The sequence below is a fragment of the Holdemania sp. genome (assembly GCF_986127675.1).
In genome coordinates, this window is record NZ_CFQZWI010000019.1 from 20,008 (window position 1) to 37,692 (window position 17,685).

The 17,685-nt window shown below is 51.3% G+C and carries 14 protein-coding genes; 13 read left to right on the forward strand and 1 reads right to left on the reverse strand.

Annotated features, from left to right (window positions below; genetic code table 11):
- The first annotated feature begins 23 nt into the window (after positions 1–23).
- From rsmG to AC5OW4_RS05025, 4 genes are all read left to right on the forward strand, one after another.
- Positions 24–725, forward strand: a complete 702-nt coding sequence (gene rsmG / locus AC5OW4_RS05010) for a 16S rRNA (guanine(527)-N(7))-methyltransferase RsmG (RefSeq protein ID WP_195548070.1) — start codon at positions 24–26, stop codon at positions 723–725.
- Between the two features lie 12 nt (positions 726–737).
- Positions 738–1,514 carry a nucleoid occlusion protein gene (gene noc, locus AC5OW4_RS05015; RefSeq protein WP_072685144.1) on the forward strand — a complete coding sequence of 259 codons (777 nt, stop codon included), beginning with the start codon at positions 738–740 and terminating at the stop codon, positions 1,512–1,514.
- A gap of 174 nt (positions 1,515–1,688) precedes the next feature.
- Positions 1,689–2,483 carry a ParA family protein gene (locus AC5OW4_RS05020; RefSeq protein ID WP_072685143.1) on the forward strand — a complete coding sequence of 265 codons (795 nt, stop codon included), beginning with the start codon at positions 1,689–1,691 and terminating at the stop codon, positions 2,481–2,483.
- A complete protein-coding gene (locus tag AC5OW4_RS05025; protein WP_072685142.1) occupies positions 2,470–3,345 on the forward strand; it encodes a ParB/RepB/Spo0J family partition protein in 876 nt (291 codons plus the stop codon). Before AC5OW4_RS05020 ends, AC5OW4_RS05025 begins: the two co-directional genes overlap by 14 nt.
- A 160-nt stretch (positions 3,346–3,505) precedes the next feature.
- On the opposite strand, the gene AC5OW4_RS05030 is transcribed toward AC5OW4_RS05025, so the two are convergent.
- On the reverse strand, positions 3,506–5,062 hold the full coding sequence (locus AC5OW4_RS05030; RefSeq protein ID WP_493676725.1) for a polysaccharide deacetylase family protein: 1,557 nt from the start codon (positions 5,060–5,062) through the stop codon (positions 3,506–3,508).
- A gap of 255 nt (positions 5,063–5,317) precedes the next feature.
- Here AC5OW4_RS05030 and tdh point away from each other — a divergent pair, with 255 nt between their 5' ends.
- From tdh to AC5OW4_RS05075, 9 genes are all read left to right on the forward strand, one after another.
- The gene (gene tdh, locus AC5OW4_RS05035; protein WP_295769629.1) at positions 5,318–6,385 is read left to right on the forward strand and encodes an L-threonine 3-dehydrogenase; all 1,068 of its coding nucleotides are present in this window, start codon (positions 5,318–5,320) and stop codon (positions 6,383–6,385) included.
- Positions 6,382–7,575: a glycine C-acetyltransferase gene (locus AC5OW4_RS05040; protein ID WP_195395513.1), complete on the forward strand. Its 1,194-nt coding sequence runs from the start codon at positions 6,382–6,384 to the stop codon at positions 7,573–7,575. Before tdh ends, AC5OW4_RS05040 begins: the two co-directional genes overlap by 4 nt.
- A 224-nt stretch (positions 7,576–7,799) precedes the next feature.
- Entirely contained in the window at positions 7,800–9,527 is a 1,728-nt protein-coding gene (locus AC5OW4_RS05045; RefSeq protein ID WP_295769632.1) for an FAD-binding protein, read from the forward strand.
- A 572-nt stretch (positions 9,528–10,099) separates the two neighbouring features.
- Positions 10,100–10,771 carry a LytR/AlgR family response regulator transcription factor gene (locus AC5OW4_RS05050; RefSeq protein WP_195395515.1) on the forward strand — a complete coding sequence of 224 codons (672 nt, stop codon included), beginning with the start codon at positions 10,100–10,102 and terminating at the stop codon, positions 10,769–10,771.
- Complete coding sequence (locus tag AC5OW4_RS05055) at positions 10,768–11,754, forward strand: sensor histidine kinase (RefSeq protein ID WP_229056727.1); 987 nt, start codon at positions 10,768–10,770, stop codon at positions 11,752–11,754. Before AC5OW4_RS05050 ends, AC5OW4_RS05055 begins: the two co-directional genes overlap by 4 nt.
- 103 nt (positions 11,755–11,857) lie before the next feature.
- Positions 11,858–13,678, forward strand: a complete 1,821-nt coding sequence (locus AC5OW4_RS05060; RefSeq protein ID WP_493676726.1) for an ABC transporter ATP-binding protein — start codon at positions 11,858–11,860, stop codon at positions 13,676–13,678.
- Complete coding sequence (locus AC5OW4_RS05065; RefSeq protein ID WP_195395517.1) at positions 13,644–15,500, forward strand: ABC transporter ATP-binding protein; 1,857 nt, start codon at positions 13,644–13,646, stop codon at positions 15,498–15,500. The genes AC5OW4_RS05060 and AC5OW4_RS05065 overlap by 35 nt, the downstream gene beginning before the upstream one ends.
- Positions 15,501–15,691: 191 nt before the next feature.
- Positions 15,692–16,885: a hypothetical protein gene (locus tag AC5OW4_RS05070; RefSeq protein ID WP_295769646.1), complete on the forward strand. Its 1,194-nt coding sequence runs from the start codon at positions 15,692–15,694 to the stop codon at positions 16,883–16,885.
- A gap of 105 nt (positions 16,886–16,990) precedes the next feature.
- A partial coding sequence (locus AC5OW4_RS05075) for a hypothetical protein (protein WP_493676727.1) occupies positions 16,991–17,685 on the forward strand: 695 nt, incomplete at its 3' end.

The window sequence follows — 17,685 nt, forward strand, 5'->3', positions numbered from 1 at the left end:
ATAACCCATGCGGAGGATGCAGTATGAAATGGGAAGAATTTATCGAAGCCTGTCGGCAAAAGAAAATCGAATGTTCCGCTCTTCAGCAGAATCAGTTTGTGCGGTATGCGCAGCTGCTGCGGGAATGGAATGAAAAAATAAATCTTACTGCCATCACGGAATGGGAGGAAGTGCTGGAAAAGCATTTCTATGATTCGCTGGTTCCGTTTGCCGGCATGGCGCTGGACGCTGTCCACCTGTGCGACGTCGGGGCGGGCGCGGGCTTTCCTTCCCTGCCGTTAAAAATTATGAATCCTCAAATGAAGATCACAATTTTAGAACCGCTGAACAAGCGGGTTGTTTTTCTCAAGGAAGTATGCCGCGAGCTTCAGCTGGACAATGTTGAATGTTTGAATGTCCGGGCTGAGGACTACGCGAAAGAACATCGCGAATCGTTTGATTTGGTCACGGCGCGGGCCGTCGCCAATCTGCGCGTGCTGTCGGAGCTGTGTCTGCCGTTAGTAAAAAAGAATGGAATCTTTGTCGCCATGAAGGGGGCCGCCGGATTTGAAGAACAAGCCGAGGCGGAAAAAGCGACGAAAATTCTGGGCGCGGAATTGGAAAAGGCCGAGGAAGTCCATCTGCAGGACGGCTCAGCGCGCGTCAATCTGACCTACCGCAAGGTCAGAACCACGCCGCCGCAGTATCCGCGCGCCTATGCGAAAATCAAAAAGAGTCCGTTGTAAAGGAGTGTTTTTATGAGAGAAGTTCGGGAAATATCAATCGAGCAGATTCATCCCAACCGTCACCAGCCGCGGCTGGAATTTAACGAAGACGCGCTGATGGAGCTGGCGCAGTCGATCCGGGAGAATGGGCTGATCCAGCCGATCACGGTTCGGGAAGACGAAGACGGGTATGAAATCATTGCCGGGGAACGCCGCTACAAAGCCTGCATTCTGGCCGGATACAGCGAAGTTCCATGCAATGTCATGAGCGCCGACGAACAAAAATTAGCGGAGCTGGCGTTAGTGGAAAACATTCAGCGCGAGAACCTGACTTCCATCGAAGAAGCCAAGGCGTACATCCAGATCATGCGCTCTGCCGGCATGACGCAGGAAGAACTGGCGTCCAAAATGGGAAAATCCCAGTCCACGATCGCAAACAAGGTGCGGTTATTGAATTTGCCGGATGAAATTCAGGAAGGTATCTCCTCCCGTAAGATTACGGAACGCCATGCGCGGGCGCTGCTTTCGGTGGAGCCGGAAAAGCAGCGGGAAGTCTATGAAAAAATCGTAAAGAAGGGCATGAACGTCCGTCAGACAGAACAGCTGATCACCAGCATGAAAGAAGCACCGCAGCCGAAAACTGAAGCGAAGAAACCGGTCTTCAAAGGATTTGCCCGCAATATTAAAATCGCGGTGAACACAATTTACCAGGCGGTGGAGATGGTTCGCCGCACCGGGATCGCGATTGAAACTGAGGAAGCAGAAACGGACAACGACGTCCGGATTATCATTAAGTTTCCCAATAAATAAGGAATAAACCCCATACTTTTAAGGAAGGTCCTGACAAAAACAGGCCAGAGGTCAACAGGCGATGGATAAAACAGATTGCCTGTAAGACAGGAAGGTTCGCCTACCTTGCTGGGGGACAATTATGCTCTGTGAATACCGAGTAAGGATTAAATCAAGATAAAAGGATGTGAAAAAATGGGAAAAATCATTGCCATCGCCAATCAGAAGGGCGGCGTCGGAAAAACGACGACGAGCATCAATCTCTCCGCCGGACTGGCCTATCTCGGCAAAAAAATATTACTGGTCGATTTTGACCCGCAGGGCAATGCGACGCAGGGCGTCGGCGCGACCCGCCAGAGCTTTGTAAAAAGTATTTACGACGTCATTATGAGCGACGTGGAAGTGAAAGACGCTGTGAAAACCATGAAGATTCCGCCGCTGGATATCCTGCCGGCGACGATTGACCTGGCCGGGGCGGATCTGGAAATGGTCGAATACAAATATGGCCGCGAGAAGCTGCTGAAAAACAAACTGGTCGCCGTGAAGAACGATTACGATTACATCATCATCGACTGCCCGCCTTCGCTGGGACTGCTGAACACCAACGCCCTGACGGCCGCGGATTCGGTGATCATCCCGGTGCAATGTGAATACTATGCGCTGGAAGGGTTGACGCAGCTGTTGTCGACGATTCGTCTGGTACAGCGTCTTTTCAACAATAAATTGATGATCGAAGGCGTATTATTGACGATGTTTGATGCGCGGACCAAGCTGAGCGTCGAAGTCCAGCAGGAAGTCCGGCGGTATTTCAAGGAGCGGGTATATAAGACGTATATTCCGCGCAACGTCAAGCTGTCGGAAGCGCCTTCCCGCGGCGCCACGATTTTTGAATATGACGTAAAATCGGAAGGAGCCAAGGCCTACGCATCGTTAGCAAAGGAAGTCATTTCCTATAACGCAAAGGAGGCAAAAGCCAATGAAAAAGGATGAAGCCCGGCTGGGGAAAGGCCTGGGAGCCATTTTCGGCGAGGATTTAAGCAATGTGATCGAGGAGATCCAGCAGGGCGACGAAAGCCGCCAGAGCGAGATCAAGCTGTCGGAGATCCGGCCGAATCCCTACCAGCCGCGTAAAATATTCGACGACGAGAAGATCGGCGAGCTGGCTCAGTCAATCAAGGAGCATGGCGTCTTCACTCCGGTATTGCTGCGCAAATCGGTCAAAGGCTACGAGCTGATCGCCGGCGAACGCCGCGTCCGCGCCAGTAAGAAGGCAGGATTGAAGACGATTCCCGCGATCGTCATGGAGTTCACCGAAGAACAGATGATGGAAATCTCGCTGCTGGAAAACATCCAGCGCGAAGACCTGAACGCGATTGAAGAAGCTCAGGCATATCAGCGCCTGATCGAACGGCTGGACTACACGCAGGAAAAACTGGCCCAGCGCGTCGGGAAATCCCGCGAACACATCACCAACACCCTGCGGCTGTTAAAGCTGCCGAAATCTGTCCAGCAGCTGGTCACGGAGAATAAATTGTCGATGGGGCATGTGCGCCCGTTAGTCACGATTGAGGATGAGGGCGAAGCCTATGATCTGGCGATGAAGATCGCCGAGGAAGGTCTGTCTGTGCGCGAGGTGGAACGGCTGGTCAAGGAACGGCAGGAAAAACCGAAACCGAAGGCCGCCAAGAAGGCGGAAGACCCGAATCTGCTGTATGTTGAGGAAGTCATGCAGAACAAGCTGCAGACCCGCGTCAAGGTCGATAAGAAACAGATCGTGATTCAGTATTCCGGTACGCAGGATTTGAACCGGATTCTGGAATTGATTCATTGTCTGGAAGAAACAGAATCGTAAACTGAAAATCAAAAAAGGCATATCCAAGCGTCGAACGTCAGACGGGGATATGCCTTTTTTCAATGTTCATGGATTGTTTTTAACCATGCAAGCTTGTCTGCGCAAGGCAATCAGAAGCTTGCAGCCGGTCTTTTAAAGCAAGCTGGCGCTTTGCGATCCATTATTGCGAAGCAGGATGACCGCTGAAAATCTTCTGCCCCGGAAGCATTTCCAGTCCCTTTGCTTCCATCAGTTCCTGAACGGTGACAAGCTGATAACCCATCGCGGTCAACTGCGGGATAATCGCTGCGGCGGCGTCCGCAGATTCCGCGTGGATGTCATGCATCAGAATGATATCGCCGTCTTCCACGTTTTCAAGGACATGGCTGATCGTTTTCTGTGCATCGCGGGTTTTCCAGTCCAGCGTGTCCATGCTCCACAAGATCAGCGGCAAAGCGGAAGCCTCTTTGACTTGTTCGCTGACAGCGCCGTAGGGCGGACGCAGCGTTTTGACCTGTATCTGGCGGCCGGTTAACTCGCTGACCAGTTCGCTGACGCGGTTTAGCTGATAGTTCAGGCGATCGTTGGACAGTTTGGTCAGATTCGGATGACTGTAAGTATGCGACGCGATTTCACTGCCGCTCTCCGCAACCGCTTTGACAACGTCCGGATAAAGCTCGACGTTGGTCCCGACCATGAAAAATGTACATGCCCCGTCGCTGGCTCGCAAAGCTTCCAGAATCCGCGGCGTATTCTTGGGGTGCGGACCATCGTCGAAGGTGAGCGCCACCATCGGCCGGTCAGGATCGACAGTTCTTGGAGGAATGAAGAGATTCCCGCTGTCTTCCGCAGGTTTTAACAGAAAATGAGAACCCAGCTGCGCCCGGTCCAGCGACCATTGCAGCGGACTTTCGGGGTCCAGATGGATTGATTCCTGTTCCGAGGTTTCCTGTTTGCTTTTATCCAATTTACTTTCTGCGTCAATATTGACTTCGTCGTGGCTTATTTCTTCTTCCCGTTCAGCCTCGCCGTTTTCCTTTAACGTCTCTGTGGGGACGGGAAGATCAAAGAGGAATGTCAGTTGATCCCCCTCTGAATAAAACCGGGAGAAATTCTCTGCCCTAGGGGCGCTGGCCTGAATAAACGGCAGCGTGTATGCGAGGGAGCGGGTAGCCTCCTGATTTTTCATCGCATCCCGGAAAAGCGCGGAGATCCGCTCCAGCCCGGTTTGATCGAAAGCCTGTTCTGCGCCGATCAATTCCCCTGTCTGTTGATCAAGCATGTAACCCCAGTGTTCTTCCTCGATATGATCGCCGACTTTTTTCTGAATTAAATAGACAACCGACATGGTGTTCTGCGCCAAAGCTTCAGTATGATAATCCGCTTTGATCAGGATCGGTTTTGGATCTTCCTGACTGGCAGCCGGCCACTCGGCGTATGCCGTTGACAACGCGCTCATCAACAAGCCAGCCTGCTGCCGGGCTGTGGCTTGGACAGCCTGCGGTTCCTGCGGATAGAAAACGACAATTTCTGCCGCGTCTTGTTTTTCATGCAGCGCCTGATCCAACTGCCGGTCTTCTGCTTCCAGAAAGCTGGGGCGCGTGGTTTCTGACCAGCCTTGTGTGCTCAGAAACAGGGATCCGGCCACTGCTGCGCCGATTCCTGCCATGCTGAACAACAGGATTGGCAGGCGGGAACTCCGGTGCTGTCGCTTCGTGTTTTTAGCTTCGATTTTCAATCACGATTCCTCCTTTCTCCTTTTTATTGTTGCCGAATTTTGTCGAATCATGAAAAAAGCAGAGATAAGCCGGGCGTAAATCAGAGGAAAGTTTTCATTTTCAACGAGTTTTCACAAATTTCAGAAAGCATCGCGGATAAATCGAAGAACTGTCTTTATATTGCGGACAAATTCAAAAAAGTGTCTTGCATTTCACTGGAAACTAAGGCACTATAAAATCAAAGAGACCGCTTACAAGAATGAAGGAGGAACAAGATGAGCGAAGGAAAATGGATGTGGGCTTTAGTGAAGGATAAGGCAGACGTCGGCTTAACGCTGAAACAGGTACCAATTCCGAAATGCGGCAAAAATGACGTGAAGATCAAAATCCGCAAGACGTCGATCTGCGGCACCGACGTGCATATTTATAACTGGAACGAATGGGCACAGCATACAATTCCGATCGGCTTGACCGCCGGGCATGAGTATGTCGGGGAAATCGTCGAGGTTGGCGAGAATGTCGAAGGTTTCCAGATTGGCGACCTTGTCAGCGGGGAAGGGCATATCACCTGCGGCCATTGCCGGAATTGTCTGGCGGGGCAGCCGCATTTATGCCGCAACACCCAGGGCGTCGGCGTCAACCGCAACGGCGCATTCGCGCAGTACCTCGTGATTCCGGCGAAAAACGCGTGGCATTGCGATCCGTCGATCCGCGAGGAATTATATTCATGCTTTGATCCGTTAGGCAACGCGGTGCATACAGCGCTGCAGTTCAATATGATCGGCGAGGATGTGCTGATCACCGGCGCCGGGCCAATCGGATGCATGGCGGCGGCGATCTCCCGCCATGTCGGAGCGCGGCATGTCGTCGTCACGGATGTCAACGAATACCGTCTGAATCTGGCCAGGACGCTCGGAGCGACCCGCACGGTCAACGTCGCTCAGGAGAAGCTGCCGGAGGTGATGCGTGAACTGGGCATGAAGGAAGGCTTCGACGTCGGTCTGGAGATGAGCGGCGCGCAGTCCGGCTTCAACGACATGATCGACAACATGAAAAACGGCGGCAAGATCGCACTTTTAGGCTTACAGAAAGCGGACGCCCGGATCAACTGGGAAAAAGTCATTTTCAACGGGCTGACGATCAAGGGCATCTATGGCCGGGAGATGTGGGAAACCTGGTATAAGATGTCGACGATGCTGCAGAGCGGCCTGAACATCGACGCTGTGATCACTCATCGGTTCGATATTCAGGATTATGAAAAAGGATTCGCGGCGATGAACTCCGGACAATCCGGCAAAGTGGTGCTGGACTGGAGTTCGCTGCAGAAGGAGGAAAAAGAATGAATAAGATTGAAGCGCTGCACTATTACGCTCAGGAAGTCAAAGACATTAAAGAAGCCGGTTTGTTCAAAGGTGAAAGTCCGATCGTCACACCCCAATCCGCGCATGTGAGACTGGAAGATGGCCGTGAGGTCATCAACATGTGCGCGAATAACTATCTCGGTCTGGGCAACGATCCGCGTCTGATTCAGGCGGCGCAGAAATCGTATGAGGAAAAGGGTTACGGTCTGGCTTCCGTGCGGTTTATCTGCGGTACGCAGGACAGCCACAAACAACTGGAAGCGGCGATTTCGCACTTTCTGGGCATGGACGATACGATCCTGTATTCCTCCTGCTTCGATGCCAACGGCGGTCTGTTCGAGACGATTCTGGGACCGGAGGACGCGGTGATCAGCGATGAGCTGAATCATGCCAGCATCATCGACGGCGTGCGCTTATGCAAAGCCAAGCGCTTCCGTTATAAAAACAATGACATGGCCGATCTGCGGCAGCAGCTGATCGCCGCGGAGGAAGCCGGAGCACGGATTAAGCTGATCGCCACCGACGGTGTGTTCTCAATGGACGGCATCATCGCCGATCTGAAATCCATCTGCGATCTGGCCGACGAATTTCATGCGCTGGTCATGGTCGACGACAGTCATTCCGCCGGCTTTGTCGGAAAGCATGGCCGGGGAACGGCGGAATACTGCGGCGTGGAAGGGCGTGTGGACATCATCACCGGCACGCTGGGCAAGGCGTTAGGCGGGGCTTCCGGCGGCTTTACGGCGGCGCGTCAGGAAATTGTCGATCTGCTTCGTCAGCGCAGCCGCCCGTATCTGTTCTCCAACACCTTGGCGCCGGCCATCGTCGCCGCTTCGCTGGAAGTCTTCAAGATTCTGGAAGCCGATACCTCGCTGCGCGATCATCTTGAAGACATCACCGCTTATTACCGTCAGAAAATGACGGACGCCGGTTTCGATATCATCCCGGGCGTGCATCCGATCGTACCGGTTATGCTTTATGATGAAAAGACCGCCGGGGAAATGGCCAGACGGATGATGGACAAAGGCATCTACGTCGTCGCCTTCTCCTATCCGGTCGTCCCGAAGGGGAAAGCCCGGATCCGCACGCAGGTCAGTGCCGCGCATACCCGCGAAGACATCGACACGATTGTCCGCTGCTTCTGCGAAGTCCGCGAAGAAATGCGAAAATAAAGCAAAAAAGACCCGTTTTCGAGCAGAAAGCGGGTTTCTTTTCATTTCCAAAAACTTTTCAGTTCCTGAAAATGATTCCAGAAAGATCAAGAAAGCCTCAGAGTGAAGCCATGATCTGGATATATTGTGTTTATTTTGTGAAATCTTTGTGATTATATTCGCTTGACGGATGGAGAGATTTCTGTAAAATAGGGGTTGTAGAGGAGATCTACATAGGAGGAAACATGAACAACAAATTTGTGAAGGTCGGTCTTGCGGGTTTATTAGCGGCAAGCATGACTGCTTGCTCAAATACGCCTGCGGAACCAAGTCAGGAAAAAACTCCTGACACGGCAAACTCCGGCGTCTATGACGTCAAGGGTACAGGTTATGGCGGAGAGATGAATCTGAAAGTCACGATCGCCGATCAGAAGATTACGGACATCGAGCTGGTGGACAGCCACGAAACCAATGTCGTCATTGATCGCGCGTTCCCGGTGATTAAAGAGAGAATTCTGGAAGCCAACTCGCCGGTCGTTGACAGCGTGACGGCTGCGACATTCTCGTCGTTTGGCGTGAAGGCTGCGGTTGCGGATGCGATGAAGCAGGCGGGCATGGATGTGGAAGACATCACGATGACCACGCAGGGACCGGAAAAACCAGCGTCTCAGCGTGAAGCGGAAACCTGCGATATCGTCGTTGTCGGCGGCGGTCCTTCGGGATTAGCGGCAGCCATCGGCGCGAAGCAGACCAACGCGAATGCCAACGTGATTCTGGTTGAAAAACTGGATATCCTGAGCGGCAACGGCAAATTCGATATGAACTTCTTCGATATCATCAATACCGAAGCTCAGAAAAAAGCGGGCAATGAGGAATGGACGGTCAATCAGGTCGAAAACTTCATTGAAAGCAAGTCGAAATCCGGCGAAAGCGCCGAACGCATCGAAGTCTGGGCCAACCAGGAAAACGAACTGGATGCCTGGCTGCGCGCGATGGGCGTCGAGCTGAACTACAACTATGGCGGAACCAACCACATGGCGGAAGACAACCAGTATTCCGGCGAAGTCATTCAGGCAGGTCTGGAAAAGACGGCGAAGGAACTGGGCGTCGATATCCGCACTGGCACTAAGGGTGAAGATCTGATTCTGGACGGCAAGGACGTCATCGGCGTGAAAGTCACAAACAACGATAACGAATCGTATGACATCAACGCGCAGGCAGTCATCATCGCTACCGGCGGCTTCTGCAGCAACAAGGAGCTGTTAGCCGAATATGCTCCGGGCTACGAAGTCATGAATACGTCGAACCAGATGGGCACGACGGGCGACTTTGTCAAAGTCTTTGAAAAGAACGGCTTCCAGATGGAAAACATGGGCAAGATGAGTGTGTTCTCCAACATCATCGTTCCACGCCGGGATCTGACAGGCGGTGCGGACATGAATCTGTTAGTTAACAAAGCCGGCGAACTGCTGAACGACAACAACGGCGGACTGGATCGCGCAGCGATGGTTCAGGGTCAGCCGGATGGCGCGGCCTTCTATATCACAGATAAGACGGGCTACGATTCATTCTATCGGATCCGCAAGCATGTCGGTCTGGGCTACTATACGGAAGGCAAGACGATTGAAGAACTGGCGGAAGCGCTGGGTGTTGATGCGGCTGGGTTGAAGGCCAGCATTGAACAGTACAACGCAGATGCGGAAGCGGGCGCGGAAAACGCGGTCTTGGGCGAAGTTCCTTCCCGTGCATTGGATGCGGAAGGTCCGTACTACGGCGTTCGCGTCGAACCGGCAAATCACATGACCAAGGGCGGCGTTGTCGCTAACGAAAAAGCACAGGTTCTCTACGAAGACGGCACTGTCGTCAAGGGTCTGTACGCTTCTGGTGAAGTGACATGGCAGTCCGGCGGTTATTCCCAGTCGGTTGTCTTTGGTAAGGTCGCGGGCGAAAACGCTGCGGCAGAACTGAAATAAATCTGAACTTAAAACGTTGTTTAAGGTTCTCACCCGATTTGGGGGAAAGACTTGAATCTTCTTACAAACAAGCAGGCAGGACAGAGATATCAAACTTTGTTCTGCCTGTTTTTTAATTTTTACGCAAAGCAAAACCGTAAAAAGGACAGGCAGATCGCTGATCTCAGGTTCTTACTCGGATTTGGGCAAAAATAAAAAGGGCGGACAAGATAACGTTTTATATCAAGCTTTATCTTGCCTGCTTCTTTGTATGGAAATGCTATTCCTGTCCTAAACCGGGTAAGAACCTGATCTCAGCCGTTGAATCCGCTACTTTGATCAGGCGTGATCGCTTGAATCATTTATTCTTCGAAGGTGGATTGGTTATCGTAGCTTTTTAGAAAAATGTGTAATTTCAAACCATAAAACAGTCGTAAATGGATTTCAATGCAATCGGAGCGATCAGAAACAGGCGTTACACTTTATTTGCCTGACGATTGTTTTCCATAGAAATAGAAATAATCGACCTCGCTTATTCCTTCACGCTTGAATTCCGGCTTGTGCGAAGATCGAGAACATTATAAAATGAAATTATGAAAATCGCTTATTGTGAAGATGAAAAAACTCAGAAAGCGATTCTGGAAGAATCGCTTGGCCGTTGGGGCAAAACAGATCTGGTCTGGTATGAAAGTGCAGAACAGATGCTTTTTGAGTGCGACGGCCGATATCCGTTTGATTTGATCATCCTCGATATCCAGATGAAGAAACAGAACGGGATGGAGCTGGCGCGCAAGATCCGTCAGACTGACGCGCAGGTACCGATCTTGTTTTTAACGGCGATCAAGGAGTATGTGTTTGAAGGTTATGAGGTCAAAGCTCTGCGGTATCTGATCAAACCAGTTCAGGATGCGGCGTTGTTCGCGATCCTCGATGAAATTCAATCCGCAGCTCAGCACTCGATTCTATTAAACGGAAGCCGGATTAACCTGAATGATCTAATTTATGTGGAAGCGGAAGCCCACTATTGTCATCTTGTTTTTGAAGATCATCGGCAGAAAGAGAAGATCGGCATCCGGGAGCTGAAGGCGATGCTTGACGAAACGTTTGTGATGATTCATCGTTCGTATCTGGTCAATATCGCCAAGGTGGATCAGATCCGCCGTGAAGATATCTCTGCGGGTCCGTTTACGCTGCCGGTCGCCCGGTCGCAGTTAAAGATTGTCAACGAGGCGTTCATTCAATATAACAAAGGAACAGGCTTATGATCGCGGTTTATCTTGTGGAGTGTTTGCCGGGAATCGGACTGATGATTCTGCTCTGGCTGCGGTTTCAGCGAAAAAGTCTGGCACTGGATTTGGCGGTGCTGGCCGGCGCGGCGCTCAGTTATATGGGAACCCGCTCCTTTCTGCCGTTTTTCTGCGTTGCTTATCTGCTTTGTCTTGTCCTTGAACAGCAGCGAAGTCAGAGCCGGCCGGCGATTCTGGCGGTGATCGGCGTGAGTATGCTTTTCCTCGTCGGCTGCGGTGTATTGCAGGATCAGCTTCTGCTTTTTCTGATGATCAGCCTTTTGCTTTACGGCATCGGCTGCGAAAACCAGCGGTTGCTGCGGCGCAGTTATGAAGACCGGATGATGGAATATCAGAATAAAATTCTGGTTCAGCAGATGGAGGAAGTCAATAATATCTATCAGATTATGCGCGGCTGGCGGCATGATTATCACAATCATTTACAGAATCTGAAAGCCCAGCTGCGGATGAATCAAATCGAGGAAGCGAAGAACTATCTGAACGCACTGGAACAGGATCTGGAAGACGTCTATGAACTGGTGGACAGCGGCAACCTGAACGTCGACGCGATCCTGAATTCAAAACTGTCGATGGCGATCAAGAAAGAGATCGCGCTGGATTACAAAGCGACCGTGCCGAGTCAGCTTACTGTCGCTGATCTGGATCTGTGCGTGATTCTGGGAAATCTGATCGACAATGCGATGGAAGCGTGCGAAGGGTTGGCGTCGGACCGGTTTATCCGTTTATATATCGGCGTCTTTAAGCAGCAGCTTTACATCTCCGTTGCCAATGCGACCGCGGAGGTGGTGCGGAAGATGGATGATGAATACATCACGCACAAACGAGGCAACCATGGGCATGGCTTACTGCGCATCAATCGGGAAGTGGAGAAGTACGGCGGGTATATCAACCGCAAGAATGAGCCAGGGATCTTCGTCACGGAAATTATGCTTCCTTTATAAGACCATTCGTGCATGAAATTTTGCATTTCGTGCACTTTTTTCTTATTCGGCACTGTTTTTCTTTATAATCAAAATGAAGATAACGACAGGAAGGGGCGTCATTATGAAATACAGTGTGCGCAGCACCTATCATCTGGTCTATTCCAAAATGTGGGACTTTGACCGGAAATTAGTTTATTACGGAATCGCCGAGGTGTTGTTCTCTGCGATAACGCCGTTGGTCGGAGTGTTCATGCCATCGCTGATCATTGCCTGTCTGGAACAACAGGCCGGCGTGCAGACTTTGATCCTCGTTTGTCTCAGCGCGTTTTTAGTCTACGGCGTGATCAACGGGATTCAGACCTTTTTAGAGAGTCGCTCGTCGACACAGTTTATCCTCTTTCGTTTAAAAAAGTTCTGGAGTGAAATGTTCCGCAGCACGATTACGCGGGACTATCAGAATGTGGAAGATTATAAAACACAGATCCAGATTGCGAAAACGGAGGAATGTTTATCGTCCAACGATCATGGTTTGGAAGGCTTTTGCCATCACAACATCAAGCTGGCCGTGAACCTTTTCGGCTTAACGTTGTACTCTCTGGTTATCGGGAAGACGAACATTCAGCTGATCGGCCTGTTATTGGGGTTATCGGTAATTCAATATTTTATTTATCGCTATGCCTGGAAAAAAGAAGCGGCGACCATGGAGGAATCCGGTCAGATCGTGCGGTCAATCTGGTATCTGCATAAGGAAACCTACAATGTGGCAACGGGGAAGGATATCCGCTTATATGGAATGCGAAACTGGATGGCTGAATTCTATCGAAGCCTGATCCGCCGGCTGGAAAAGATTGAAGGAAAGGTCCGGAGCGCTTATTTTATTTATGACATGGCGGGTATTTTCATTCAGGCGGTCCGGGATCTGGCGGCTTACAGCTGGCTGATTCTGAGTCTGATGCACGGTATGAGCATCGCGCAATTTGTCTTTCTGTTAGGCGTGATCAGCGGCTTTTCCACATGGTTTTCCACAATCAGCGAAATGATATCGTTGTTGAGCAACGATCTGATGCGGATTGGTTATTACCGCAATTATACGGAATCGGAAGTGGTTCATGCAAAACATGCGGAACCTCAGGATGCATCGGAATCCATGGCCATTACCTTTGATCATGTATCGTTTCAATATGACAAACAACGCAAGGTTCTGGATGATTTTAATCTGACGATCCCAGCGGGGCAGAAAGTTGCGCTGGTAGGAATTAACGGGGCTGGCAAAACGACGCTGGTCAAGCTGTTGTGCGGCCTGTATCGGCCGGACAGCGGCCGGATTTTACTGAATGGCCGGGAGCTAATGGAGAACAACCGGGAAGCGTTCCAAAAACAACTGGCGGTGGTGTTTCAGGATGCGATGATCATGTCGGTGACGATCGCTGAAAACATCTCCGGCAAAAATCTGGAAAACACGGATTGCGAAAAAGTGGTCGAGGTATTGAAGCGGGCGAATCTCTGGGAGAAGGTCAGTCGTCTGCCGCTGCAGGAAAAAACCTATCTTGGAAAAGATCTGAACACAGACGGAATTCAACTTTCCGGAGGCGAGGTTCAGCGGCTGATTCTGGCACGGGCTTTATATAAGGAAGCGAAGATGCTGATCCTCGATGAACCGACCGCCGCGCTGGATGCGATCGCTGAAAGTGAGATGTATAAAATGGTGAACAATCTGGTCGAAGACCACACGGCGTTGTTTATATCCCATCGTCTGTCCTCTACCCAGTTCTGCGATCGGATCCTGTTTCTTGAACACGGGATGATTGTGGAAGATGGCACCCACGAGGAATTGATGAAGCGGAAAGGCAAATATGCCAGGATGTTTGAAGTTCAAAGCCAATATTATCAGGAAGGAGGGGAAGTCTATGAGTTTGAAAACAGCCTGGCAGGAAACCTGTAAATTCATCCGGATGATGCAGAAGAGCGAACCCCATGTGATCGCCTATCTAATCCTGACCGCTGCGATTACGGCGGCCGTGCCCTTTCTGCCGATTTACTTCTCCGCTCAGATTTTAAATTTCCTGATCACCGGTCAATTTCCGCAGGCAATGCAGAACGTTTACTGGATGATCGGTTTCAGCGTTATTCTGGGGTTGAGCAGTAAGGCTTTGAATCAACGTTTTCTTAAGCTGCGCGATCTGTCAAAATACAAAATCCGTCAGCGTGTTCTTGAAAAAGCCTATCAGATTGAATATGAAGAATTGGAAAAAGCAGAAACGATCGACGAAATCCGCAAGGCGGATCAAGGCAGTAACGGCGGTGGCGGTACGGGGGAACAGCTTCGTGATCTGCTTCAATTTCTGACGATGTTCTTCTCCATGCTTTATTCTTTGGCCTTTGTCGCTGTTTTGTTATTTCAGATTTTTACGCGGGCGCAGGATTATTGGCTGCCGATAGGCTGTTTAATTTTCCTTTTCGTTGTATATGTGGTGGTCATTGTGATCGGATCACGATTGAGCGCGAAAGCGGGAAGACTGCTTCAGAAAATGAAACGGGATAACGTCCATAACAACGCGATGTGCGGGTATATCGGCAATCTGGGAATGAGTATTCAAAATGGCAAGGATATCCGGTTATATCAAATGAAGGATTTCCTGATGGAACTCTTTGACAAGACGCTGATAAGCTCCCGGCTTTATATTGCCTGGGGCACAACCAACGGCAAGATCAACGGCGTCATCACCTTTCTGACGCAGCTGGCTTCCGGGATGACCTATCTGGTCATCGGCATCATCGCGATGCAGGGTACCATCGGCATCGGCGAGGTCATGTTGTACGCCAACGCGATTCTGCGCTTCACGACCTCGTTAGTCACACTGGCGGCCAGCTATAACAACATCGCCTACCGTTACGAATACCTCAACAGCTATGAAGCCTTCATCCAACGTCCGAATATGAGCTATGAAGGGACGCTGCCGGTGGAGAAACGGGATGACGGCGAATATCATCTGACCTTCGATCATGTTTCTTACCGCTATCCGGGCCAGAGTGAAAACGCGCTGAAGGATATCTCCTTTGATCTGGAACTGAAGAAACACTTTGCGGTCGTCGGGCGCAACGGCGCAGGGAAAACGACGTTCATCAAGCTGATGTGCCGGCTGGCGGAACCGACAGAGGGAAGAATCCTGCTGAATGGGATTGATATCCGGAAATACGCGTTTGAAGAATACGTTCAGATCTTCTCCGTCGTTTTCCAGGATTTCAAGCTGATGGAAATGCCGCTGGGCGAAAATCTGGCGGCTTCGGCCCATGTCGATGAACAGAAAGCAATGCAGGTGCTGGAGGAAGTCGGACTGAGCGCCAGAGTCGCGGGTATGGAAAAGGGATTGAAGACGCTGCTGGGTAAAGAGAATGGTGAAGGCATCCTGCTCAGCGGTGGGGAAGCTCAGAAAGCCGCGATCGCCCGGGCGCTGTATAAAGACGCGCCTATCGTGATTCTCGACGAACCGACGGCGGCGCTGGATCCCCTGGCAGAAGCGGAAATCTATGAAAATTTTAACGAACTGGTGAAGGATAAGACTTCGATCTTTATTTCACACCGCATGAGCAGCTGTAAGTTCTGTGATGAAATCGTCGTGTTCGACCACGGACAGATCGTCCAGCGCGGAACCCATGATCAGCTGGCCGGGCAGCCGGGCTTGTATCAGGAACTGTGGGAAGCGCAGGCGCAATATTACCGGCATCCTCCGCAGACGCTGGAAATGATTGGATCGCAAGCATAAACGGAAGGCAGGCCACGCCTTACGGATCGGAAAAGCGAAGAGAAACTGTTCGCTTTCCCGGTCTTTTTCTTATCCTGACGAAAAGTGGTAAAAGAGTGGGTAAAGTGGGAAAGCAGAGGATGAAGTCTGGCAGATTGATTGTTTTTTAGCCGGGGTAAGGTTACAATGAAACTAAAGAAAGAAGGGTTATCATGAAGATTGGAATTGGCTATTTACAAAGTATGAACGCGGATATGGAAGACCGCGATGTGCTGAACCGGAACTATCTGCAGGAACTATCCAAACGCTGCGGCCACACATTGGAAATCGTGCCGGCGGAAGCCTTGAAAGACGAAGCGATGACCGTTGTGTTTGTGGGTGGGGGCGGAACGGAGGGCCGCTTCCTCAAGCTGGAGCCGTATTTAAAGGCACCTGTTTTCCTGTTGACCTCCGGCGAAAATAATTCGCTGGCGGCGTCGATGGAAATCCTGTCCTATCTGCGCCAGAAGGGCGTGCAGGCGGAAATCCTGCATGGGGATCTGGACGATACCGCAGCCCGGTTAGCGGATCTGGTTCAGGTGTTCAAAGTCAAGCGGGAGCTGCAGGGGCTGCGCTTGGGCAGCGTCGGCGAACCTTCAGACTGGCTGATCTCCAGTCATGTAGACGCCCAGGCCGTCCGGGAGAAAACCGGTATCGAACTCGTTACGATTTCGATGGAGGAATTCTTTGCGGAGATTGAAAAACATCAAGTGGAAGAAAACGAATATACCCGGCAGCTGCGGCAACAGCCATGGCCGGAAGCGGAAATGCAGAAATCACTGGAAATCTACGGCGCGCTCAAGCGGATCTGTCAGAAATATCAGCTGGCCGGAGTCACGGTTCGCTGCTTCGATCTGTTAGGTCCGGTCAAGAGCACCGGCTGTCTTGCCTTGGCAATTCTCAACGCCGAGGGCGTTTATGGCGGCTGCGAAGGCGATATGCCGTCGTTGATCGCGATGACGCTGATCGGCAAGCTGACGGATCAGCCGGTCTTCATGTGCAATCCGTCGCGGATTCTCTCCCGGCAGAAACAGATCATCTTCGCGCACTGCACGCTGCCGCTGACCATGCCGAGCGCTTTCCGGCTGATGACGCACTTTGAATCCGATCTGGGCGTTGCGCTGGCCGGCCATTTAAGAGAAGGCGACGCGACGGTCTTCAAGTGTTCCGCGCTGATGGACCGTTACTTTGTCCAGGATGGCGAAATTGTCGAAAATCTGAACGAAAAACACCTGTGCCGCACGCAGATCCGGGTTTCCCTGCCGCAGGGATTGGACACGCTGCTGCGCGAGCCGATCGGGAATCATCATCTGATCGTGCTGGGTCATTATGCCCGCCGCGTGCAGGAGTTCTTCCGCTTCCGCTGAGCGCCAGCCAGAATTTACTAATAAAAATTTCATAAGTCGTAAGTAAAATTTAAGATATTCCTTAACGTTATCCTTTATAATAAAAGCGGAAACGAGGTGCAGGAAATGAAAAAAACAGTCGCAGCAGCTTTGGTGCTGATCTTGTTGATCAGCGGTTGTCAGAATAAGGAGAAGCCGCAGCCCACCGAGGACGGCATGCTTCCGGCACCCGAGGAACAAGTGATCAACAACGAACTGCCGGGAATTGACCTGGCGTCGGCGAAGCTGCAGATCACGCAGACCGCGCCAATCCGGATCGCTTCGGAAACCGTCCGGCTGTCGATCAGCGAGGAAACACTGGACGGCTGTACGATGGACGCGGGCGAGGAAGCGAAGAAGGCCGGGCTGAAAGGCACGGTCATCCTGGCTGGAACCAAAATGAATCCGGGGCTGTCTATTTTCCAGCTGTTTACTGCGGAAGCGATGAGTGCCAAACCGCTGACCACAAGCAAGGGCAGCTGGAACGCGGAACAGTTAAAAGAACATCAGATCTGGACTAACGGAACAGTGTCTTTAGTCAATATGAACAATTTGATCGGACGCACAGAAGGCGAAGATCAGCGGACAATCGCGGATCAGATGACGCGCTGGGTTTACGACGAAACTGCCGCGGTCGGCGAAATGCTTCAGGATTACCGCGTGCCGAGTCCCGCTTTATTCAGCGATCTGGACGCCAAAAGCAAGCAGATCGAAAATCTGAAAGTGACGGTCGCGTATCTCAAACAGACGTCCTTCCCGTCCGGAATTGAACGCACATTCCA

Coding starts and splice junctions, on each gene's coding strand:
- rsmG (WP_195548070.1), top strand. CDS start 24: ATGAAATGGGAAGAATTTATCGAAGCCTGTCGGCAAAAGAAAATCGAA.
- noc (WP_072685144.1), top strand. CDS start 738: ATGAGAGAAGTTCGGGAAATATCAATCGAGCAGATTCATCCCAACCGT.
- AC5OW4_RS05020 (WP_072685143.1), top strand. CDS start 1,689: ATGGGAAAAATCATTGCCATCGCCAATCAGAAGGGCGGCGTCGGAAAA.
- AC5OW4_RS05025 (WP_072685142.1), top strand. CDS start 2,470: ATGAAAAAGGATGAAGCCCGGCTGGGGAAAGGCCTGGGAGCCATTTTC.
- tdh (WP_295769629.1), top strand. CDS start 5,318: ATGAGCGAAGGAAAATGGATGTGGGCTTTAGTGAAGGATAAGGCAGAC.
- AC5OW4_RS05040 (WP_195395513.1), top strand. CDS start 6,382: ATGAATAAGATTGAAGCGCTGCACTATTACGCTCAGGAAGTCAAAGAC.
- AC5OW4_RS05045 (WP_295769632.1), top strand. CDS start 7,800: ATGAACAACAAATTTGTGAAGGTCGGTCTTGCGGGTTTATTAGCGGCA.
- AC5OW4_RS05050 (WP_195395515.1), top strand. CDS start 10,100: ATGAAAATCGCTTATTGTGAAGATGAAAAAACTCAGAAAGCGATTCTG.
- AC5OW4_RS05055 (WP_229056727.1), top strand. CDS start 10,768: ATGATCGCGGTTTATCTTGTGGAGTGTTTGCCGGGAATCGGACTGATG.
- AC5OW4_RS05060 (WP_493676726.1), top strand. CDS start 11,858: ATGAAATACAGTGTGCGCAGCACCTATCATCTGGTCTATTCCAAAATG.
- AC5OW4_RS05065 (WP_195395517.1), top strand. CDS start 13,644: ATGAGTTTGAAAACAGCCTGGCAGGAAACCTGTAAATTCATCCGGATG.
- AC5OW4_RS05070 (WP_295769646.1), top strand. CDS start 15,692: ATGAAGATTGGAATTGGCTATTTACAAAGTATGAACGCGGATATGGAA.